The 21,975-nt window shown below is 62.4% G+C and carries 21 protein-coding genes; 14 read left to right on the forward strand and 7 right to left on the reverse strand.

Annotated features, from left to right (window positions below; genetic code table 11):
- Window positions 1-51 precede the first annotated feature (51 nt).
- The 7 genes from QMX88_RS15440 to QMX88_RS15470 all read left to right on the forward strand — a co-directional run bounded on the left by QMX88_RS15440 (window position 52) and on the right by QMX88_RS15470 (window position 9,754).
- Complete coding sequence (locus QMX88_RS15440) at window positions 52-1,428, forward strand: DUF3426 domain-containing protein (RefSeq protein WP_282370761.1); 1,377 nt, start codon at window positions 52-54, stop codon at window positions 1,426-1,428.
- Window positions 1,429-1,705: 277 nt separating this feature from the next.
- Entirely contained in the window at window positions 1,706-2,719 is a 1,014-nt protein-coding gene (dusB, locus tag QMX88_RS15445; protein ID WP_122533752.1) for a tRNA dihydrouridine synthase DusB, read from the forward strand.
- Window positions 2,716-3,036, forward strand: a complete 321-nt coding sequence (gene fis, locus QMX88_RS15450) for a DNA-binding transcriptional regulator Fis (protein WP_007907419.1) — start codon at window positions 2,716-2,718, stop codon at window positions 3,034-3,036. Before dusB ends, fis begins: the two co-directional genes overlap by 4 nt.
- A 78-nt stretch (window positions 3,037-3,114) precedes the next feature.
- The gene (gene purH / locus QMX88_RS15455) at window positions 3,115-4,722 is read left to right on the forward strand and encodes a bifunctional phosphoribosylaminoimidazolecarboxamide formyltransferase/IMP cyclohydrolase (protein ID WP_282370778.1); all 1,608 of its coding nucleotides are present in this window, start codon (window positions 3,115-3,117) and stop codon (window positions 4,720-4,722) included.
- Window positions 4,723-4,905: 183 nt separating this feature from the next.
- Window positions 4,906-6,201: a phosphoribosylamine--glycine ligase gene (purD, locus tag QMX88_RS15460; RefSeq protein WP_282370780.1), complete on the forward strand. Its 1,296-nt coding sequence runs from the start codon at window positions 4,906-4,908 to the stop codon at window positions 6,199-6,201.
- Window positions 6,202-6,294: 93 nt separating this feature from the next.
- Window positions 6,295-9,090, forward strand: a complete 2,796-nt coding sequence (locus tag QMX88_RS15465) for a hybrid sensor histidine kinase/response regulator (protein WP_282370782.1) — start codon at window positions 6,295-6,297, stop codon at window positions 9,088-9,090.
- 67 nt (window positions 9,091-9,157) lie between these two features.
- On the forward strand, window positions 9,158-9,754 hold the full coding sequence (locus tag QMX88_RS15470; RefSeq protein ID WP_192173441.1) for a MarC family protein: 597 nt from the start codon (window positions 9,158-9,160) through the stop codon (window positions 9,752-9,754).
- Window positions 9,755-9,761: 7 nt separating this feature from the next.
- Here QMX88_RS15470 and QMX88_RS15475 read toward each other — a convergent pair whose 3' ends face one another.
- From QMX88_RS15475 to cobG, 7 genes are all read right to left on the reverse strand, one after another.
- On the reverse strand, window positions 9,762-10,400 hold the full coding sequence (locus QMX88_RS15475; RefSeq protein WP_282370784.1) for a hypothetical protein: 639 nt from the start codon (window positions 10,398-10,400) through the stop codon (window positions 9,762-9,764).
- Complete coding sequence (locus QMX88_RS15480) at window positions 10,397-11,101, reverse strand: hypothetical protein (protein WP_282370786.1); 705 nt, start codon at window positions 11,099-11,101, stop codon at window positions 10,397-10,399. Before QMX88_RS15480 ends, QMX88_RS15475 begins: the two co-directional genes overlap by 4 nt.
- A gap of 45 nt (window positions 11,102-11,146) precedes the next feature.
- Window positions 11,147-11,938 carry a hypothetical protein gene (locus QMX88_RS15485; protein ID WP_282370788.1) on the reverse strand — a complete coding sequence of 264 codons (792 nt, stop codon included), beginning with the start codon at window positions 11,936-11,938 and terminating at the stop codon, window positions 11,147-11,149.
- 338 nt (window positions 11,939-12,276) lie between these two features.
- Entirely contained in the window at window positions 12,277-13,986 is a 1,710-nt protein-coding gene (gene cobJ / locus QMX88_RS15490) for a precorrin-3B C(17)-methyltransferase (protein WP_282370790.1), read from the reverse strand.
- Window positions 13,986-14,720: a precorrin-2 C(20)-methyltransferase gene (locus QMX88_RS15495; RefSeq protein ID WP_282370792.1), complete on the reverse strand. Its 735-nt coding sequence runs from the start codon at window positions 14,718-14,720 to the stop codon at window positions 13,986-13,988. Before QMX88_RS15495 ends, cobJ begins: the two co-directional genes overlap by 1 nt.
- Entirely contained in the window at window positions 14,717-15,343 is a 627-nt protein-coding gene (locus QMX88_RS15500) for a precorrin-8X methylmutase (RefSeq protein WP_108119017.1), read from the reverse strand. Before QMX88_RS15500 ends, QMX88_RS15495 begins: the two co-directional genes overlap by 4 nt.
- Window positions 15,336-16,688 carry a precorrin-3B synthase gene (cobG, locus tag QMX88_RS15505; RefSeq protein ID WP_282370799.1) on the reverse strand — a complete coding sequence of 451 codons (1,353 nt, stop codon included), beginning with the start codon at window positions 16,686-16,688 and terminating at the stop codon, window positions 15,336-15,338. The genes QMX88_RS15500 and cobG overlap by 8 nt, the downstream gene beginning before the upstream one ends.
- Window positions 16,689-16,896: 208 nt before the next feature.
- On the opposite strand from cobG, the gene cbiE reads away from it, so the two are divergent.
- From cbiE to QMX88_RS15540, 7 genes are all read left to right on the forward strand, one after another.
- Entirely contained in the window at window positions 16,897-18,099 is a 1,203-nt protein-coding gene (gene cbiE, locus QMX88_RS15510; RefSeq protein WP_282370801.1) for a precorrin-6y C5,15-methyltransferase (decarboxylating) subunit CbiE, read from the forward strand.
- Window positions 18,099-19,196 carry a cobalt-precorrin-5B (C(1))-methyltransferase gene (locus QMX88_RS15515; protein ID WP_282370803.1) on the forward strand — a complete coding sequence of 366 codons (1,098 nt, stop codon included), beginning with the start codon at window positions 18,099-18,101 and terminating at the stop codon, window positions 19,194-19,196. The genes cbiE and QMX88_RS15515 overlap by 1 nt, the downstream gene beginning before the upstream one ends.
- Window positions 19,197-19,207: 11 nt before the next feature.
- A complete protein-coding gene (locus QMX88_RS15520) occupies window positions 19,208-19,930 on the forward strand; it encodes a cobalt-precorrin-6A reductase (protein ID WP_192173475.1) in 723 nt (240 codons plus the stop codon).
- A gap of 145 nt (window positions 19,931-20,075) precedes the next feature.
- On the forward strand, window positions 20,076-20,366 hold the full coding sequence (locus QMX88_RS15525; RefSeq protein WP_192173449.1) for an addiction module antidote protein: 291 nt from the start codon (window positions 20,076-20,078) through the stop codon (window positions 20,364-20,366).
- Window positions 20,367-20,463: 97 nt separating this feature from the next.
- Complete coding sequence (locus QMX88_RS15530; RefSeq protein ID WP_282370805.1) at window positions 20,464-20,880, forward strand: DUF2946 domain-containing protein; 417 nt, start codon at window positions 20,464-20,466, stop codon at window positions 20,878-20,880.
- A gap of 49 nt (window positions 20,881-20,929) precedes the next feature.
- On the forward strand, window positions 20,930-21,406 hold the full coding sequence (locus QMX88_RS15535) for a copper chaperone PCu(A)C (RefSeq protein WP_282370807.1): 477 nt from the start codon (window positions 20,930-20,932) through the stop codon (window positions 21,404-21,406).
- Window positions 21,407-21,441: 35 nt separating this feature from the next.
- Entirely contained in the window at window positions 21,442-21,909 is a 468-nt protein-coding gene (locus QMX88_RS15540) for a DUF2946 domain-containing protein (protein ID WP_192173476.1), read from the forward strand.
- The last annotated feature ends 66 nt before the right edge of the window (window positions 21,910-21,975 follow it).

Genomic DNA, 21,975 nt, shown 5'->3' on the forward strand with positions numbered 1-21,975 from the left:
CAGTTGCCCTAAGATCCAACCATCAGGCGCTCTTTAACCCCGGATACCCGCATGACCGACAGCTTCGTCACTCAGTGCCCGCATTGCCAGACCAGTTTCCGCGTCAGTCACGCTCAGTTGAGCGTGGCCCGAGGCATGGTGCGCTGTGGCTCATGCCTGCAGGTGTTCAACGCCGCAAAGCAGCTGCTGGAACAACGCGGCGGGACACCCCCGGAAGCGCCGCTGACTTCAGTGCCAAATACCGAATCCGTTGAGAAAAAACCGGAAATTCTCGCGTCGCAGTCACTCGTTGTCGCCCAGCCAGCGCCACTGCCGGTCAAGCGTGAAGAGCGTGAAGTCGATCTGGACAGCCTGGACCTGGACGATCTCGACGTGGAACTGGCCCGTCTCGAACAGCGCGAGATTCAGCTGCCCGAGTCCTTCGGTCGTGTCAGCAAGGCGCTCGATCACGACGAAGTCGAGTCCTTCAGCGCAAGGCGTGACGAGCCTGACGTCGCGCAGGAGTCGTGGGCCCACGGCATGAGTCACGACGATGTCGACCGGCTCCCCGAACTGCGCGCCGAAGTGCTTGAGGAACGCGAAGAGCATACCGACCACACGATAGACGAAGGCCCGCTGGACGAGCCGATCAACCCGCAGGACCGTCATCGCACCGAGCCGTCATTCTCGCTGACCCCGGACGACCTGGACGACGAATCGGCTCGCCCCCACTCGCTCCAGCCTCAAGGCGAACCCGATGATCAGCCGTCGGAACGCTTCTCCGCCCTCGACACCCATGACGATCAGGATCGCCTCAGCGCCCGTCACGATGATGAAGACGACGAGGCCCCGCTCGCTGCTGCCGGCGGCAAGCGCGGCGGGCGCAATGAACCGGGTCTGCGGGACAGGGCGCTGCTCGATCTGACGGATGATCCGCTGCAGTTGTCCTGGCAAAAACCCAAACCGCGCTGGGGTCGGCGTCTGCTGTGGATGCTGTTGATCCTGATTGCGTTGGGCGCGCTGGCCGGGCAATACGTTGCCTACCACTTCGAAGAACTCGCGCGGCAGGATCAGTACCGCCCCCTCTTCCAGGATCTGTGCCCGACACTCGGCTGCAAGGTCCCGTCCAAGGTCGATATCAAACTGCTCAAGAGCAGCAACCTTGTCGTGCGCAGCCACCCCGAATTCCAGGGAGCGCTGGTGGTTGACGCGATCATCTACAACCGCGCGTCCTTTTCTCAGCCGTTCCCGCTGCTCGAACTACGCTTTGCCGATGCGACCGGTCAGTTGATCGCCAGTCGTCGATTCAAACCGGGCGAGTACCTGAGCGGCGAGCTGGCGGGCAAGGACGAGATGCCGCCGCAAACGCCGATTCATATCGCACTGGACATTCTCGATCCGGGCCCCAAGGCGGCGAACTACAGCCTGAGCTTCCGTTCGCCGGAGTAAAACATCGCCCGTTGCGGGTTTGTCCGCACCGAAATGCAGCACCCTGCGCGGGACGGGATGCCCGAAATCCGACGACACTTTTATGACAATACCGGCCTAAACCTAACCGTTCGCGATAAGAACGGAGCTGTTCAGATTTTATCCAATTCAGCCTTTATCCAGTCATCGAGAGCGGGTATCATGCCCACCCTTTTTCATACTCTGGGTCCCGTCTGAATTGGCGCTGAAGCACTTTTCGGACCAGACCTCGTGATTCGGCCCCACAACAGGTCACCCTATGTCGGCGGTACGCATCGGCCCTTACACATTGCAAAACGGCTTGATTCTCGCCCCGATGGCGGGTGTCACCGACCAGCCCTTCCGACAACTCTGTCGCCAGCTCGGCGCAGGCCTGGTGGTCTCGGAAATGGTCACCAGCGACATGAGCCTCTGGAACAGCCGCAAGTCGCGGTTGCGCATGATTCACGAAGGCGATCCCGAGCCACGCTCGGTACAGATCGCTGGCGGGGACCCGCAGATGCTTGCGGATGCAGCACGCGCCAACGTCGAACTCGGCGCGCAGATCATCGACATCAACATGGGTTGCCCGGCAAAAAAGGTCTGCAACAAGGCCGCTGGCTCGGCGCTGTTGAAAGATGAACAGTTAGTGACCGAAATCCTGCACGCGGTGGTCGCGGCAGTCGAGGTACCGGTTACGCTGAAGATTCGTACCGGCTGGGACCGGGCGAACAAGAACGGTCTGACCGTCGCCAGAATCGCCGAGCAAGCCGGCATTCAGGCACTGGCGGTGCACGGGCGAACCCGTGCCGATCTCTACACCGGTGAAGCCGAGTACGACACCATCGCCGCCATCAAGCAGGCGGTGTCCATCCCGGTGTTTGCCAACGGCGACATCGATTCACCGGAAAAGGCCCGCTACGTCCTCGACGCTACCGGCGCTGACGGGCTGTTGATTGGCCGGGCCGCCCAGGGGCGCCCATGGATTTTTCGCGAGATAGAACACTACCTGCAGACCGGGGAAAAACTTCCGGGCCTGCCCGTCGGTGAAGTGGAACGCATTCTGCTAGAGCATCTGGCTGCGCTTCACACGTTCTATGGCGACGTGATGGGCGTGCGAATCGCCCGCAAACACGTCGGCTGGTACCTCGCAACGTTGCCGGGCGCCAGGGAATTTCGCGCCCTTTTCAACCGTTTGGACGATACAGAAGCACAGTGCGCCAACGTTCGGGAGTTCTTTTCCCAGCGCGATAAATCCCGCCCGGCAGGGAACGAAGAAGAGGTGGCCGCATGACGATGATGACTGAGACTTTAGTGAGTGGAACAACACCCGTGAGCGACAACGTCAATTTGAAACAACACCTCAATACGCCGAGCGAAGAGGGTCAGACCCTGCGCGGAAGCGTCGAGAAGGCGTTGCACAACTACTTCGCTCATCTGGAAGGTGCGGCCGTCACTGATGTCTACAACCTGGTGCTCTCGGAAGTCGAGGCGCCGTTGCTCGAGTGCGTGATGAACTACGTGAAGGGCAACCAGACCAAGGCCTCCGAGCTGCTGGGGCTGAACCGCGGCACCCTGCGCAAGAAACTCAAGCAGTACGACCTGCTGTAAGCATCCGAAAAACAAGCGACCTCACTTCAATGCGGTCGTTTTTTTTGCAAAATTCTTTTGCTTTTGATGGAAGTTGAGATGACCGACCAGACGACCCGCCTGCCGATCCGCCGCGCCTTGATCAGCGTATCCGCCAAGACCGGCATCCTTGAATTCGCGCGTGAACTCGAAGCCCTCGGTGTCGAGATCCTCTCCACTGGCGGTACGTTCAAGCTGCTCAAGGACAACGGCGTTGCCGCAGTAGAAGTCGCCGATTACACCGGCTTCGCTGAAATGATGGACGGCCGGGTCAAGACGCTGCACCCGAAAATCCACGGCGGCATCCTCGGCCGTCGCGGCATCGACGACGCCATCATGAGCGAACACGGCATCAAGCCGATCGACCTGGTCGCCGTGAATCTCTATCCGTTCGAAGCCACGGTTTCCAAGCCGGGCTGCGACCTGCCTACGGCCATCGAGAACATCGATATCGGCGGCCCGACCATGGTTCGCTCTGCCGCTAAAAACCACAAAGACGTCGCCATCGTCGTCAACGCCAGCGATTACGCGAACGTGCTGGAAAGCCTCAAGTCCGGTGGCCTGACTTACGCGCAGCGCTTCGATCTGATGCTCAAGGCTTTCGAGCACACCGCGGCCTACGACGGCATGATCGCCAACTATCTGGGCAGCGTTGACCAGTCCGCTGAAACCCTGAGCACCGAAGGCCGCAGCGAATTCCCGCGCACCTTCAACACTCAGTTCGTCAAGGCGCAGGAAATGCGCTACGGCGAGAACCCGCACCAGAGCGCGGCGTTCTACGTTGAAGCCAAGCCCGTCGAAGTGGGCATCGCCACCGCGACCCAGCTGCAAGGCAAAGAGCTTTCCTACAACAACGTCGCCGATACCGACGCGGCGCTTGAGTGCGTGAAGAGCTTCGTCAAACCCGCGTGCGTGATCGTCAAGCACGCCAACCCGTGCGGCGTTGCAGTAAGCCCGGATGCCGAAGGCGGGATTCGTCAGGCCTACGAGCTGGCCTACGCCACCGACAGCGAATCGGCGTTCGGCGGCATCATCGCCTTCAACCGTGAACTGGATGCCGAGACGGCCAAGGCCATCGTCGAGCGTCAGTTCGTCGAAGTGATCATCGCCCCGAGCGTCAGCGCCGAAGCCCAGGCCATCATCGCCAGCAAAGCCAACGTGCGCCTGTTGACCAGCGGCCAGTGGGACGCCGAGCGCGCGCCGGCCTGGGATTACAAGCGCGTCAACGGTGGGCTGCTGGTGCAGAGCCGCGACATCGGCATGATCGGCGCCGACGACCTGAAAGTGGTCACCCAGCGCGCGCCGACCGAGCAGGAAGTCCACGACCTGATCTTCGCCTGGAAAGTCGCCAAGTACGTGAAGTCCAACGCCATCGTTTACGCCAAGAACCGCCAGACCATCGGCGTCGGCGCAGGCCAGATGAGCCGCGTGAATTCCGCGCGCATCGCAGCGATAAAGGCCGAACACGCCGGTTTGCAGGTGCAGGGCGCTGTCATGGCTTCCGATGCGTTCTTCCCGTTCCGCGACGGCATCGACAATGCGGCCAAGGTTGGCATCACCGCAGTGATCCAGCCCGGCGGCTCGATGCGCGACGCCGAGGTGATTGCGGCAGCGGACGAAGCAGGCATCGCGATGGTATTCACCGGCATGCGCCATTTCCGTCACTGATACGGTTTACGCTGTTGGCCTTTGTAGGACCGGCTTTAGCCGGGAAGGCGGTATGACTGACCCGACAGATGTGTCGGATGTACTGTCCTCTTCCCGGCTAAAGCCGGTCCCACAGTCTGCGTTCGGCGTTCCACACTGTTTGCCTTCGGATTTTTACGCGTTGTCGTTATTGAGGTTTTGGAAATGAATGTTTTGATCATTGGCAGCGGTGGCCGTGAACACGCTCTGGCCTGGAAGGTCGCGCAGGACGCTCGTGTCGAGAAAGTCTTCGTCGCACCGGGCAATGCGGGTACTGCCACTGAAGCCAAGTGCGAAAACGTTGCCATCGACGTATTGGCGCTCGAGCAACTCGCCGACTTCGCCGAGAAGAACGTCGCGCTGACCATCGTCGGCCCGGAAGTGCCGCTGGTGGCCGGTGTTGTCGACCTGTTCCGCGCCCGTGGCCTGAACTGCTTCGGCCCGACCAAGGGCGCCGCGCAGCTGGAAGGCTCCAAGGCCTTCACCAAGGATTTCCTGGCGCGCCACGCTATTCCCTCCGCCGATTACCAGAACTTCACCGAGATCGAACCGGCACTGGCGTACCTGCAAGAGAAAGGCGCACCGATCGTCATCAAGGCCGACGGCCTGGCAGCGGGCAAAGGCGTGATCGTCGCGATGACCCTTGCGGAAGCAGAAGACGCCGTGCGCGACATGCTGGCCGGTAATGCCTTCGGCGACGCAGGTTCACGCGTGGTGATCGAGGAATTCCTCGATGGCGAAGAGGCCAGCTTCATCGTCATGGTCGACGGCAAGAACGTGCTGCCCATGGCCACCAGCCAGGACCACAAACGCGTCGGCGACGGCGACAGCGGCCCGAACACGGGTGGCATGGGCGCATATTCCCCGGCCCCTGTGGTCACCGCCGAGGTTCACCAGCGCGTGATGGATCAGGTCATATGGCCGACCGTCAGGGGCATGGCTGCCGAGGGCAACATTTACACCGGTTTCCTCTATGCTGGTCTGATGATCGACAAGGTCGGCAATCCGAAAGTCATCGAGTTCAACTGCCGCTTTGGTGATCCGGAAACCCAGCCGGTCATGCTGCGTCTGCAGTCGAGCCTGGTATCGCTGGTCGAAGCCGCTCTGGCGCAAACGCTGGATACAGTGGATGCTCAGTGGGATCCGCGTCCGAGTCTGGGAATCGTACTGGCAGCCGGCGGTTACCCGGCCGATTACGCCAAGGGCGACGAGATTCACGGGCTGGACGCTGCGGCCGCATTGCCGGGCAAAGTGTTCCACGCTGGCACCGCGTTGCAGGATGGCCGTATCGTGACCTCCGGCGGTCGCGTGCTGTGCGCGACGGCCCTGGGCGACACCGTTGGCGATGCGCAGAAACAAGCGTACGAACTGGCGGCAAAGATTGACTGGAACGGTTGTTTCTACCGCAAGGACATTGGCTACCGCGCCATTGCCCGGGAACGCGGCGAAGATCTGGCGTGAGCCTCGGCCCGATCAGCGACTCCTCGTTGAGTCGCTGATCGTTCATCCGGTGCCCCAGAGTTAAACAGGCTTCATTCACGAAGGGATTTCGCCGTGCGCTGGCTCAGGATTGCCACTCGTTTGACCGTCACATTGCTGACCCTGCTCTGTATATCCTCCGCCGCCGCCGAGGTCAGTGCAGGCTGGTCAACCCTTGTCGACGACCAGGCGAACCTGAACCTTAGCGACGTCCGCTCCCCCCACTACGAATCCCAGTTCAGCCCGGTCGAACTCGATCAAGTGCGCGCGACCAGCCGCGACGCCGCATTGTGGCTGCACTACCGCCTGCCCCCGACCACCCATGAGCAACTGGTGCGGATCTTCGCGCCCGACCTGGCGACGGTCGACATGTACGTGCTCGACGGCGACAGCCTGATCGATCATTCGCGCTCCGGTAACCGGGTGCCGCGCGCAGCCCAACCCCTGCCGTCACTGGACTTCCTGCTGCCGGTGCCCCAGAGCGACAAGCCCCTCGACCTGTATTTGCGCCTCAAATCCGAACAGGAACTGCGCCCGAACATCACTCTGCAGTCCGCCGTCACCAGTGCCGCAGACGAGCGCCGCCCTCTGCTGCTCGGCCTGTTCTTCGGTTCGCTGGCCATGCTGATCGTGCAGAACCTCACGCGCTTCGCCCAGTCCCGCTCGGTCAGTAGCTTGTGGCTGGCAGCCTGCGAGGCGTTTCTGGGGCTGAGCGCCTTACTGCTGCTCAACCTTCAGGCGCCATGGCTGCCGCGCTGGCATCTGGCGCAGACGCCGAGCGCTCACCTGGCTCTGCTGCTCGCCGCCGCGACAGGCCTGATGTACACGTACTGTTTCTTCATTCAGCGCGGGGTCGAGATGCTCAACCGGCTGCTGATGGGCGTGCTGCTGGTGGTCGGCTTTGGCGCTCTGCTGGTGCTGTTCGTTGAAACGCTGCCACTGAACATCATGACGTTCCTGCTGGTGGCATTGACCACGGTCAGCATCACCCTGGTGTCGATCTACCACCTGCAGAAGGGTTACTCCCCTGCCCGACCGTTTGTGATCGCCATGATCGCGTTCAATCTCGGCAACCTCGTGGTGCTGCCGGCCATGCTCTGGCTGACAAGCTTTCCCGCGCAGACGCTGATCATCGGGGTGTTGGCGGTGTTCTGCCTGTGCGGCCTGCTGATGAGCATTGCCCTCAGCGAACGTCATCGCAGCATCACCGAAGACAATTTCAGCATCAGCCGCGAACTGGCGGCCAGCACGGCAGAAATCAACGCCAAGGCCGAGTTTCTGGCGAAGATCAGTCACGAGATTCGCACCCCCATGAACGGCGTGCTGGGGATGACCGAGTTGCTGCTGGGCACGCCGCTGTCGGTCAAACAGCGCGATTACGTGCAGACCATTCACAGCGCCGGCAACGAACTGCTCACCCTGATCAACGAAATCCTCGACATCACCAAACTGGAGTCAGGGCAGATCGAGCTGGATGACGTTCAGTTTGACCTCAACGCGATGATCGAGGACTGCCTGAGTATCTTCCGCGCCAAGGCCGAGCAGCAAAGTGTCGAGCTGATCAGCTTCATTCAGCCCCAGGTGCCGCGCGTCATCAGCGGTGACCCGACACGCCTGCGGCAGACGCTGCTCAGTCTGCTGGAGAACGCCTTAAAGAAGACCGACGAGGGCGAGATCCTGTTGGTCGTCGCCCTCGACTCCCGCGGCGGCAAGCCACGGCTGCGCATCGCGGTGCAGGACAGCGGCACGCCGCTGACGGCCAAGGAACGCGACGCACTGCTGCACGCCGAGCTGCATAGCAAGAACTTCCTGGCTGCCAGCAAGGTCGGCGGTCACTTGGGGCTGGTCATTGCCCGACAGCTGATCCTGTTGATGAACGGTGAGTTCGGCATCCAGAGCGGCACCAATCAGGGCAGCACGCTGTGGATGAGTCTGCCCCTTGATGCAGAACGACTGGAGCAGCCGCCCGCTGATCTGGACAGCCCGCTCAAAGGTGCGCGGGTTCTGGTGGTCGATGACAACGACACCTGCCGCAAGGTACTGGTCCAGCAGTGCAGCGCGTGGGGGCTGAACGTCAGCGCCGTGCCATCGGGCAAGGAAGCACTGGCGCTGCTGCGCACCAAGGCTCACCTGCGCGACTACTTCGATATCGTCTTGCTCGATCAGAACATGCCCGGCATGACCGGCATGCAACTGGCCGCCAAGATCAAGGAAGACCCGAGCCTGAACCACGACATTCTGTTGATCATGCTCACGGGTATCAGCAACGCGCCGAGCAAGGTCATCGCGCGCAATGCCGGGGTCAAACGCATCCTCGCCAAACCGGTCGCCGGGTACACGCTGAAGACCACGCTGGCGGACGAGCTCAATCAGCGCAACAAAGGTAACGCGCCCTTCCCTGCGGTGCCGGGGCTGATCAGCGACATCGATGTGCCCAGCGATTTCCGCATTCTGGTCGCCGAAGACAACAGCATTTCCACCAAGGTCATTCGCGGCATGCTCGGCAAGCTCAACCTGCAGCCGGACACCGCCAGCAATGGCGAAGAGGCGCTGCTGGCGATGAAGACCCAGCGCTATGACCTGGTGCTGATGGATTGCGAAATGCCGATCCTTGACGGGTTCTCGGCCACACAGCAGTTCCGCGCCTGGGAAACCGGCAACCAGCGCATTCGCACCCCTGTGGTGGCGTTGACCGCGCACATCCTTGCGGAGCACAAGGATCGCGCGCGCCAGTCCGGGATGGACGGCCACATGTCCAAACCGGTGGAGCTGTCGCAGTTACGCGAGCTGGTCGAATACTGGGTGGAACAGCGTGCCCGGGATGAGGCGACGCGCGCCACCCGTGGCGAAGACCGCTACGAGCAAAACTGACCGCCAAGTGTCCGTGACGGGCTGATAGACTTGGCGCCGTCCCAGTCTGCTGCCATGAGCTCAAACCATGCTTCACGTGCTGTTCAGCGTTTACCTGAAGATGCTGGTGCTCTATAGCCCGTTCTTCGTCCTGTCCTGTTTCATTTCCCTGAGCCGCGGTTATTCGCGCAAGGAACGCCGGCAGCTGGCCTGGAAGATCGCCTTGGCGACCCTGGTGTCCAGCGTCTTGCTGTACCTGTTCGGGCGGGTGATTTTCGGGGTCTTCGGCATCACCGCCGACGCCTTCAGAATCGGCGCCGGCAGCGTGCTGTTCATCTCAGCCCTGGCCATGGCCCAGGGTAAATCCGGCGTGCAGACCGACAACGTTCAGCAGGACGTCGCCATCGTGCCGCTGACCATCCCCATCACCGTCGGCCCCGGCACCATTGGCGCACTGCTGGTCATGGGGATCAGCCAGCCCCATTGGGATGACAAACTCACTGCCATCGTCAGCATCGCGCTGGCCAGCCTGACGGTGGGCGTGATCCTTTATCTGTCCAACAGCATCGAGCGAATTCTGGGGGATCAGGGGCTACAGATTGTCAGCCGCCTCATGGGCTTGTTTGTGTGCGCACTCGCGGCCCAGATCATCTTCACGGGCATCAAGGGCTACCTGCTGACCTGAGGCGCGCTCAGAGCGCAAATGTCTGAATGGCCCTCGACCCATGGGCGTCCAGCTCCCTGGCGACGGCATCGCGATGCGTCGCATAATCTCGACGATCAAAACGGTAGGCCCCTCCCGTGATGCGCAACATCAGCTCACTGCGTGAGTCAGACCAGAAGTCGAAATCCCGCGTCTCGACGTGACCTGTCATCTGGATGCCGCACAGCAGCACCATCACAGCGCCTGTCGTATCCACTGCGCACGGAATGACCTGAAAACCCGCGATGACGCTGTTCCCGTTGATGCTTTCAAAAAAGTGCTCCGCGTAGTGGTGAATCTGCATGGCCTGAAGCGACGCCTGCGCCTGTCGCGCCAACCGAGCGGACCCGCGTGATTCGATAACACGGAAGCTGATTTCCTCTAGCTCCGACGCGCTCCGGATCACCATGGGTTCATGCATGATCGGACTCAACTTGACGAAACTTCGTTGCTCCAGTGCCTTGCCATACCGGTACGCCCAGTAGGTGAAATGCTCATCCCGACTGACCTGACCGGCCACGCGCTCGGCTCGCAGCAAGCAGTCAAACAGATCCTCGCGGTCCTGCTTATTGATGCCGGTGGACAGCGACACCAGACCGTTACCGACCACCGCACCTGTGGCGCTCATGCTTCAGCTCCTTCCAGCGCAGACACCAGATGGGGTCGACGATCCTCCAGCGCCTGGCTGATCTTTTGCCGAAACGGCGAGTAGACCAAATCCATCAGGCGAAGAGAGTAGAACCGTAACTCAACATTGCCGATGATATCGGCGGGCAGCAGAGGCTCGAAAAGAAAGTCATTTTTCAGCGGCAAGCGGTGAGTAAAGGTGACAAGGACAACCGAGAGCGCTGCGTTTTCATCCAGGAAAGCGATTTGCATCGCCACTTTCTGCTCGATGCGGATCTCCCCCGGAATCGCCGTCGTCATCGGTTCAAGCACCTGCGCGGCCAGCAGGTCGAAGGCTGGCTGAGCGGGATGGCTGGATAGAGCGCGCCAGGCGGCGGATTCACCCTCGAATACCATATCGCTGGGCATGAAGAGCGGTAGTCTGATTTTCATCCATGCCCACACAGAGCCGGGACCAAGCTCCAGAGCTGGGCAGCTGATTGCCTCATGGGCTTTCAGCACCCCGCCAAAGCGCGTGAAGGCCGCGAGCCAGGTCTCGTTCCACGCAGGCGTTGCGGCAAACCGTTCGTGTTTTTTTGTGGCCGCCAGTTGCGTGTACAACACGCAGTCAGCGATATCGCTCTTTTGGGTTTCAGTGCAGTCACGGTGCATGAACAATAAGCACCCTGCGCTGATCCGGGTTTCAATCATTCCCTGATGCATGGCACATCTCCAGAGAAAAGGAGGCGCATGGCGCCTCCCTTTTGTTCAGATCTCGAATTCCGAGATGGCCAAAGAAGCGCTCTTGCTCAATTGGTCCTGAACCTGGTTGCGGACCCGCGCATAGGCGCGGGTGTTGAACACCAGCATATCCTCGCCGCGGAAAGTCGAAACGTCTGCGCTGTTCCATGTCCAGAAGAGCACGTCGGTGACGGTCGAGTTGGCGGAGAAGTTGACCGCGCCCAGCGCCATCGTGACGGTTCCTTCAGCAGACTCCGCACATGCGCCGACCCGGAAGTTTGCACCCCGATGAGTCTTGGTCTGACGTTCGAACAAACGCAGCGGTTTTTCCTGAGCCCTAAGTGCCGCGATGGCATCGCCAGCCACTTTAAGCATTGCGGCACTGGCGGGTCCGGGCAGAGCCGCAGCAGCAATGGCGGAGCCCAGGATTTCAAGCCCCGCTTGTTCCATGCTGAAACGCTGGTGGGTGGAGCGATAACGGGCGTAATTCCAGTTGGTTGAAAACCAGCCCTGGGTTGACAACACTCGGTTAAAACGTCCGTACCACTCCTGACTCTGAGTTTCTGGATTGAACGCTTTGTTAGCCACCATCGTCGCGAACAAGAAGGAATCCATAACGTCTTGCTTGTTCTGTCGCGAAACACCTTCTGCAAAGGCGAGGAGATTGCTGCCGACAACAGCGCCCTGAGGTGGATTGTCCAGGGCCGGCACATCCATCTTTGAAACGTGGTCAATCAGCGAGTGAGAACAGTCGGCCAGTTGGCAACCGGCGATATAGGCGCGGCGTTCAGAGTCGGTCAGGCTTGCTTCATGTGTCATTTCGTTATTCCTTTAACTGGTGGGAATGTCCGTCGTGGACACAACCGAGGTTAACGGAATTTTCTGGGGTCGCAACGCAGTGGCAAAGAGCTCTCGCGCTGTGTGTGCGCTGCATGTCCTACAGCAAAGCGTTGAATTCAGGGAAACATGAAGCCCCTGAACCTCAAGAAATACGGATGCTCTCGAGGTTGGGGCTCAGTCAGCGCGGAACCAGACGACGTAACCCGGAGCCGGCCCAACGGGATTTCCGCAGGCGTCTGCAGCGGTTTCGTCATGGCGTTGCCGTCAGGCCTGCGCGAGTTATCGGACCAATCCCACAGAGCAAACCGAACCGTCGCTCACGTCGGCTTGGCACCGTACCAGCGCGGCGTGTAGACCCACGACTCACCATTGGTGCGCGGGAACACGCAGGTCAACGACGACCCCACCAGCACCATCGTGCGCATGTCGACGTGCTCCGGCCTCAGCTCGCCAAGCGTAATGACCCGCAACGTCTGCGCCGGCCGACCCACATCACGCCCCAGCGTCACCGGCGTCTCAGGGCTGCGATGCTGGCGCACGATTTCAAGCGCCCGCCCCAGCTGCCAAGGGCGAGAGCGCGAGATCGGGTTGTAGAACGCCAGCGCCAGATCGGCCTGACAGGCCAGATCCAGGCGCTTCTCGATGATCTCCCATGGCTTGAGGTTGTCCGACAGGGACATGACGCAGAAGTCGTGACCTAACGGCGCACCCGCCAGCGCCGCCGTCGCCAGCGAGGCAGACACCCCCGGAAGGATGTGCAGATCAACCCGGTGCCAGTCGGGATTATCCGATTCGTGCAGCGCTTCCAGCACCGCCGCGGCCATGGCGAACACGCCGGGGTCACCCGATGAAACCACCACCACCGAACGGCCTTCAGCGGCCAGCTCGAATGCATGCCGAGCGCGCAGCATTTCTTCGCGGTTGTCGGTGCAGTGCAGCACCTGGTCGGCGCGGAACGGCCCGGCCATGCGTACATAAGTCTCGTAGCCGAGCACGTCATTGGCGCGTGCGAGCTCGGCTTTAACAGCAGGAATCATGAAGTCAGTGGCGCCCGGGCCAAGCCCGATAACCGCCAGTCGTCCTCGTGCACAGCCGATCTGTTCAACCTCCAACGGCTGCGGCGCGACGGCAATGGCGATGCCCGCCGCCGGGGTCAACGGTGGCAACAATTGCGGCAGGACCTGCCGGGTCATGTCGGCGGGCGTACCGGCGGTGGTAAAACGCAACGGTACGCCCAGTGCGTCGGCAGCCGCGTGCAGCGCCGGATTGGCCATCTCGGCTTTGCTGGCCAGTAAACAGCCCAGCGCCTGCACGGCGATGCGCGAATCATGCAGCGCGGCCTTCACGGTATCGGCGGGATCTGCCAGATCACCGCTCACCGCCACCAGCACGTTGCGCGGGTAGATCAACAGTTCGTGGTCGCTGGGCTCGCGCTCGGCGTAACCGACGTGAATAGCCAACTGCGCCTGGTCATCTTCAGGCAACTGTGCCTGAGCCAGCCACGGCGCCGCGCCCTCGACGCGCACGCTTTCGCCCGACAGCAAATCGCTGACGAAGCGCTTGCCCAGCTCAAGATCGCCCAACGCGTAACCCGCCGGCGGGTTGAGCAGACAGGTGCCGAAGCGCAGTTCGCCGCTGGTGGTGATGGCGGCGGCGGTGTTCAGCGAGGCGGCGATTTCCCGGGCCATGACATTGACGCCGCCCAGTCCGCCAAGCAGCGGCACCACTGCGCTGCCATCTTCGGCGCCGGCCAGCACCGGCGGCTCGACGCCCTTCTCCAGTAACACCGGCGCCAGCGTGCGGATGACGATACCCGCCGCGCACAGCGCGATAATCGGCGTGTCTTGCTGATACAGCTGGCGCAGCGTCGCGCCAAATTCCGAATAGCGGCGGTCGACGTCTTCGACACGTCCGGCCAGCCCATAAATCAGCGCTTGGGGGTACAGCTGCTGAATGCGTCGCGCCGTGGCCAGCGCGCCTTTGCCCAGAATGACGATGGCCGGGGCGTTGAGAGGGGTTGTGCTCATCAGCCCTGCCACCGTTCACCGGGGACAATGATCAGCGAGAAATACGGCGATGACATCGGGTCGACCTCGGCCAGCGGCACGATCTTCTGATTGGCCATGGTCGCGCGCTCGACGTACAGCGCGCGCTCGGCCAGCCCGGTTTCAACCAGCACCTGGCGCACTTTCGGCAGATTGCGCCCCAGTTTCATGATCACCGCAGCGTCGGCGTCCTCAAGCTTGCGTTTGAGGTCCTCGGCGGACAACACGCCGGACAGCACCGACAGGCTCTGATTGCGGTACACCAGCGGCGCACCCAGCACCGACGCGCCACCGAGCATCGAACAGACGCCCGGGATGACTTCGGCGTCGTAGTGATCGGCCAGACGATCGTGCAGGTACATGTAGGACCCGTAGAACATCGGGTCGCCTTCGCAGATCACCGCCACGTCGCGTCCAGCGTCCAGATGCGCCGCCAGATCAGCGCTGCAGCGGTCGTAGAAATCGCTGATCACTTGCTCGTAAGACATGTGAACGGGCAACGCCTCGGTGGTCACCGGGTACACCAGCGGCATCAGCGTCTGGGCCTGCTGCAAATGGCCTTCGATGATGCCGAACGCATTGCCCTTCTTGCCCTTGGCGACGAAGTACGCGACCACGGGCGATTCGCGCAGCAGGCGCAGCGCCTTGACGGTGATGAGTTCCGGATCACCCGGCCCCACGCCCAGGCCAATCAGACGACCCCGTGGTGCCATCATTCGATCTCCGTGGCGAGTGAGTTGACTGCCGCGGCGGCCATGGCGCTGCCACCACGACGACCCTGCATGATCACGTAGGGCACGCCGCGACTGTCGGCGGCGAGCATGTCCTTGGATTCAGCGGCGCCGACGAAACCTACCGGGAAACCCAGGATCAGCGCAGGCTTGGGCGCGCCGGCATCAAGCATTTCCAGCAGATAGAAGAGCGCAGTCGGCGCGTTGCCGATCACCACGACCGCCCCTTCCAGGTGCGGCCGCCACAGCTCCAGCGCCGCCGCCGAGCGGGTGTTCCCCAGCTCACGGGCCATCTCGGGCACGCGTTCGTTTTTCAGGGTGCAGATCACTTGATTGTTGGCGGGCAGGCGCGTGCGCGTGACCCCTTCGGCGACCATGTGCGCGTCACACAGAATCGGCGCCCCGGCCGCCAGTGCGCGGCGGCCGGCTGTGCCCGCACCGGGGGAGAAGCGCAGGCCCTCGACCGCATCGACCATGCCGCAGGCGTGAATCACCCGAACGGCGAGTTTTTCCAGGTCGGCCGGGATGGAATCGAGCCGGGCTTCGGCACGAATGATCGCGAAGGAGTTACGGTAGATCTCCTGGCCGTCGCGGATGTAATCAATCATCGGTGTTGCTCCGTGAGTCGGCGGTCAACAACGCGCCGACTGCTTCAATAGTGAGGTCACGTGCATGCAGATCGCCGAATCCGGACATTTCTGCATGACGAAAATAAAGGTCGTACCGACCGGGCGACGCTGCCAGCAAGGTCACCGGCATCACGTGCGCAGCGGCGCATGAACGCGCGCAGCCGGACAGATGCACTGCGCGGCTGATGGCGTTTTCTTGCAGCAGTGCGGCGAGATGCAGGGCATCGGCCTTGGTGTCCGCCAGCCCTTTCGCGCAGGCAGCGGAGCCGGTGCAGGCGACGATTTTCGACAGCGACTGAGCGGCATCGACGAGCAAACCCGCTTGGCTCAAGCCTTCCATCACGGTCACCGAATGGCCTGCCGGGACATTGCGCAGCATGAGGCTTTGCCAAGGGGTCATGCACAACTGACCGTCGCCGAACGCGATCGCCAGTCGGGCGGCTTCGCGCAACATGGACGGTCGCAAACGACCCAACGGCACGCCTGCGCCCACGGCCATGATGCCGACTGTTGCCTGGGAATACGTGCCGATGTGCGCGAAAGACCGGGTAGGCGAACGCCGCCAATCGGTTACTTTTTGATCAATCACCAGTCGCTGCGGCAAACGCGCGGCGACGTGTTCGATGAGTCGCGCAACGGGCACTTCTTTCAGCAGATCACGCATGCGGGCATGTTCGGGGCGAGCGAGATTCAGAAAGGTTTCCAGCACCGCGACCACCAATGCGTGCGCTGCGTCCGGCGCCACTGCGGCCACCGGCGAATCGGTGGCCGGGCAACCCGCGAATCCAAATCCCAGCAGCGTCTGGCCATCGACCTGCAACGGGGACAGCCAGAGGTCATGGGGATGCTCGAGCATCGCCAACCCCTCGCCGCCGTCCAGCGACAGCGCGAACTTGGGCGACAGCTCATAGAAACGCGGGTGGTGCTCAAGGGAATGCAGAATCTGCCCGGCCAACGGACGCACGTCTAGCAGCTGCTGCGGATCAATGCCTGCGGTTGGGCTGAGCATCAGGTTGCGCACGTCGTCACTGGCGGGATTGCTCGGCCCCAGACCGGCATCGAGCAGGCTGGCAATCAGGCCGTCGTGGTCGGCGCCGATGCCGCGAATCTGCAGATTGCCGCGATTGGTCGCCTCGATCACGCCACCTGCGAACCCCTCGGCGGCGTCTGCCACGGCCAACGCCTGTTCCGCTGAAAGCACCCCGCCCGGCAGCTTGATCCGGCAGATGCCGCCATCCAGCGCCGGGACGATACGCAGCAACCCCGGACAGGCCGAGGGGCGAATGGGCGTAGCGGATGGGCGAGCAGACAACGGCTCGGTCAAAGGATCACCTGGTGCGAACGGGCGGACGCGTAGAGAAACGAAAAGTTACAGGGGCCGTATTATGCCTGCTTTGGCCGTTGCCATGAAAAGACGCTCTGTCGGATTCACAAACCCGTACGAACCGGGCCCGTCGGCGCGGTATCATGCCGGCCACTTTTACAGGCCGAGCAGGCGGGCCTGTTGCACGCAATCGGGTTGAGGGCAATTCATGTCGCCGTGGCTGACAGTCGTGGGAATCGGTGAGGACGGCTATAAAGGCCTGGGCCGAAACGCTCGGCACGCGCTGTTGCAGGCGCGGCAGGTGTTCGGCGGCGCGCGGCAGCTTGCCTTGTTGCCGCCGTGCATACAGGCGGAGCAGCGCCAGTGGCCGAGCCCGTTTTCCCTGAGCCCGGTGCTGGAACAACACGGCGCCCCGGTCTGCGTGCTGGCCAGCGGCGATCCCATGTTGTTCGGCGTCGGCGCAAGCCTGTCCAAACTCGTCCCCTTCGATGAGATGCGGGTGATTCCCGCGCCGTCGTCTTATTCCCTGGCAGCGGCGCGCCTGGGTTGGGCGTTGCAGGACGTGGTGACGCTGTCGGTGGTCGCCCGCCCGATCGCCGCGCTGAACGCCCACTTGCAGCATGGGCTGCGCCTGCTGGTGCTGAGCAACGACGGTTCGAGCCCGGCGGCCATCGCGGCGCAGCTCAAGGAACGCGGTTTTGGTCCAAGTCCCATGATCGTCCTCGAACACCTGGGCGGCAGCGCCGAGCGACAGATCGAGGGCACTGCGGGTGGGTGGAACGCCACCGACATCGCGGCGCTGAATCTGGTCGCCATCGAGTGCCGCGCACAGCCTGATACATTGCGCCTCTCGCCGCTGGGCGGTCTGCCGGACGAAGCGTTTCGACACGACGGCCAGCTGACCAAGCGAGACGTGCGCGCGATTACTCTGGCCCGTCTCGCGCCCGTTCCTGGTGAATTGCTGTGGGACGTGGGCGCGGGCTGCGGCTCCATCGGCATCGAGTGGATGCGCGCGCACCCGACCTGCCGCGCCATCGCTGTCGAGGCTGATGAGGGACGGCAACACTTGATCGAATTCAACCGGGATGCGCTGGGCGTGCCCGGCCTGCAACTGACTCGCGGACGTGCGCCCGATGCCCTTGAAGGCCTTGAGCAACCGGACGCCATCTTTATCGGCGGCGGCGTGACGCGTGAAGGTGTGCTGCACGCGTGCTGGCAAAACCTGCGCTCGGGCGGTCGGCTGGTCGCCAATGCCGTCACGCTGCAAAGCGAGGCGGTGCTGGTGAACTGGCGCGAGCAATACGGCGGTGAACTGACCCGCATTCATCTGGCCCACGCCAAACCGCTGGGCGAGTTCGACACCTGGCGTCAGGCGCTGCCGATCACCCTGCTCGAAGCGATCAAACCCTGATGCGCGACGAAACCGCCGAACAACCCGCGCCATTGCGCTGCGGCTTGACCACCGGCAGTTGCGCCACGGCGACGTCCCTCGCTGCTGCGCGCCTGTTGCTGGCCGGCGAAACCAACGATGCGATCGAAATCACGCTGCCCAAAGGCAAGTGCGTGCAGATGCGCCTGGAATTCTGCCGCCTGATTGCGGGCGGCGCCGAGGCCGGCACGCTCAAGGATGCCGGGGACGATCCGGACGTTACCCATGGCGCGCTGGTGTCTGCTCAGGTCAGGCTGATCCCTGAGCCGGGCGTGCGTTTTGTCGCGGGCGAAGGGGTCGGCACCGTTACACGCCCGGGCCTGGTGCTGGGGGTCGGCGAGCCGGCGATTAATCCGGTGCCGCGCAGGATGATGGCCGAACACCTCACGCAACTGGCCCATGAGGTCGGCTATGGCGGCGGGTTTGAAGTGACGGTCTGCGTCGAAAACGGCAGCGAACTGGCGTTGAAAACCATGAACCCGCGACTGGGGATTCTTGGCGGGCTGTCGATTCTGGGCACCAGCGGCATCGTTCGGCCCTTCTCCTGCGCGGCGTACATCGCGTCGATCCACCAAGGCATCGACGTCGCGCGCACCAACGGTTACCAGCACATCGCCGCCTGCACCGGCAACGCCAGCGAAGACACGATGCGTCGGATGTATCAGATCCCCGACATCGCGCTGATCGAGATGGGCGACTTTGTTGGCGCCGTCCTCAAGCACCTGCGCAAAACTCCGGTGGAGCGGCTCAGTGTCTGCGGCGGCTTCGGCAAGATCAGCAAACTGGCGGCCGGCCACATGGACCTTCACAGCCGGCACTCCAGCATCGATCTGCATCAACTTGCGCGATGGGCGGCCGATGTGGGCGCCGATGCCGAGCTGCAACAGAACATTCGCGAGGCCAACACCAGTCAGCAAGCGCTGGCCATGGCCTCCGCCTTCGGCATCGCGCTGGGTGATGCGGTGTGTCAGCACGCGCTGAATTTCGCCCGCAGCGTGGTGCCGGCGCAGGTTCAGGTCGAGGTTTTTGCCATCGACCGGCAAGGCGGGATTGTCGGGCATGCGGGGGGCTTCGTTTGAAAAAGGTAGCCATTAAACGCGTGCTGTTGCTCGGCGGCGTGACCGACGCGCTCGCGATCGCCCGCACGCTGGGGCCTCAACATATTTACAGCCTGGCGGGCGTGGGTCGCGTGCCCACCGACTTGCGCTGTGAAGTCCGTGTAGGCGGGTTCGGCGGTGTTGACGGTTTGGCAAATTTCGTACAGCAAACTGGCATCGATCTGATCCTGGATGCGACGCACCCTTACGCTGCGCAGATGAGCCAGAACGCTGTCATGGCGGCAAAGCTGACCGGTGTCCCCTGCTGGGCATTGCGTCGACCCGCGTGGCAGCCGGGGCCAGACGATGACTGGCGCGAAGTCGCGGACTGGGCAGAACTGATTGCCGCCCTCGCCCCCTTTCAACGCCCCCTGTTCACCCTGGGCCGCGAGCCTTTGCAGCATCTGCACGAGATTCCAGCCCATCAGTTCTGGACGCTGCGCGCCCTGGACATCTACCCCGGCAACGAACGCTGTGAAGTGATCGGCGCCCGCGGGCCTTTCCGCCTGGAGGACGAGCGCGAGCTGTTCGAGACTCGCAACATCGACGTCCTCATCAGCAAGAACAGCGGCAGCACCGCGACCGAGCCGAAGCTGGAAGTGGCGAGAGAACGCGGGATGCCGGTGTTGGTGTTGAAGCGGCCGGTGTTGCCGGAGGCGGACCAGGCGTTCTGGAGTGTGGGTGAGGTGCTGGATGCGTTGCGGGACGTTGGCTGACGCATGCCAAAGATGCCGTGAAAATCGTCCGGGTTTGCGGATCGGTCTGACTTCCACCGTCTGACTCGCCTGACATCGGAAATGTATCCTCCGGGATACCTTCCCTTGTGTTTTGTGCGGAACGCTTCACGGCGAGGGAACAATGATGAAAGAAGAATTCAAACCGTTCGACGCAGCGGAATATCTGGAAACACCCGAAGACATGGCAGGCTATCTGGACGCGTGCCTTGAAGAAGACCATGGCGATGGTGTGCTCATACGCAAAGCTCTGGGCAACATCGCGCGGGCTTATGGCATGTCTCAGATCGCACGTGATACTGGGCTGGGTAGAGAGAGCCTGTACAAAGCGCTGAGCACAAACGGCAACCCCGAATTCGCCACCATCATGAAAGTCATCAAAGCCCTTGGCCTGAAACTCCACGCCTCCACCGCCTGAACCCCTGCTGAACCCTGACTGAACCAAACCCGCCGCGCGACATAACGTCGCGGGCGGGCTTTTTACATCTGGCGGCCGATCAGGCTAAATGGCCGACATGAAAAAACAACAAGATCAAATCATCACGCAGAAGCGGCGCCGGGCCTTTGCCTGGGTGGCCTGTTTCGCGTTGCTGTTCGGCGTACTGGCAATGCCGATGACACCGACCATGCCGCGCCCCGAGGGTGAGCGGCTGGTCTGGGGGAGCGCCTGCACTGGCGCCGCGTCACGACTGGCCATGACGCCCGTTGAAGTCATCGACAGACAATCACCCTATCACCCCGACATCGCCTTCATGCAGCACTGCGCCTGCTGCACACACGCCACGCCACTGGTTGCAGTGCCGACCCGCATCGGTTTCGGACTGTTCGCCCTGGTCGAGCCGGTGCGTTTCCCTGTCGCGGTGCTGGTGCTGCGCGCGGCACCACGTCAGCACTGGCCTGACCGTAATCCTCACGCATCGCCCAAGGTCTGATGTCCCGATCGTGCCGTCGCGTACCTGAATGAACCGGAGACCTGCGTAGATGCTGAACAAAATCCTCCTGCTGATCGCCCTCGCGCTGCCAGCCGGTTTCGTTGAAGCCCAGGATTACACCAAGGGGCAACTGACCGTCGCGCAGCCATGGTCCATGGCGCTGCCGACCAACGCGCCCACCGTCGCTGCGTATTTTGTGATCACCAACAAGGGACCTGACGCCGACAGACTGGAAGCGGTCGACAGCCCCATCGCCGGTGCCGCCCAGTTGCATCAACACGTGAGCCAGGACGGCCTGATGAAGATGCAGCACGTCGAGACGGTGAATATCCCTGCCGGTGGCACCGTGACATTCGCCCCCATGGCCTATCACGTCATGCTGCTGGATCTGAAAGACCGCACCCGACTCATCGACGGCCAGACCTTCCCGCTGACCCTGCACTTTCAAAAAGCGGGCGACCTGACCGTTGACGTCGTGGTACTGAAACAACCACCGGTTGCTGCCGCTCCGGCCCACGCCCACTGACCCGCTGAATACCGACACCACTCCACTTGAACCGCCTGCCCGCGACCCGCGCCAGATCCGCCACCGCCCCTCGTCATCCGCAGGGCGCCTGGCTGAGCCTGTTCGCCATGCTGATGATCTTCATCGGTCCGCTGATCTCGCAATCCATGCCGATGGAGCATCACAGCGGCATGGCGATGCCCGCGCCGACTTCCATGTCGATGCATGGCGAGATGGACATGTCGGCGTCGATGGACATGTCCATGGACATGGGCGCAGGCGAACACAGTAGTCACGCCAAGGCCGAGCAAAGCGCCGGCGTCGATCACGTCATCTGGGCCAAGTGCGGCTATTGCACGCTGCTGTTCAGTTGCCCGGCGCTGACCAAAACCGTGGCCGTATTGGCGCCGATCCCGCCTAAGCCCGCGGACTTCTACAACGAGGCCCCGCAACACGGCCACGCCCAGCGCAACGTCTTCCCCAACGCTCGCAGTCGCGCGCCACCCCTCTCGTCAGTCGCCTGAACACCACAAATTGATTCGTACCCGCTGACGGCTTCCCGGCCGCCAGCGGGTTGCGCCGTGTTTTCC

It is taken from the genome of Pseudomonas sp. PS02290 (assembly GCF_029960075.1).
GTDB lineage: Bacteria > Pseudomonadota > Gammaproteobacteria > Pseudomonadales > Pseudomonadaceae > Aquipseudomonas.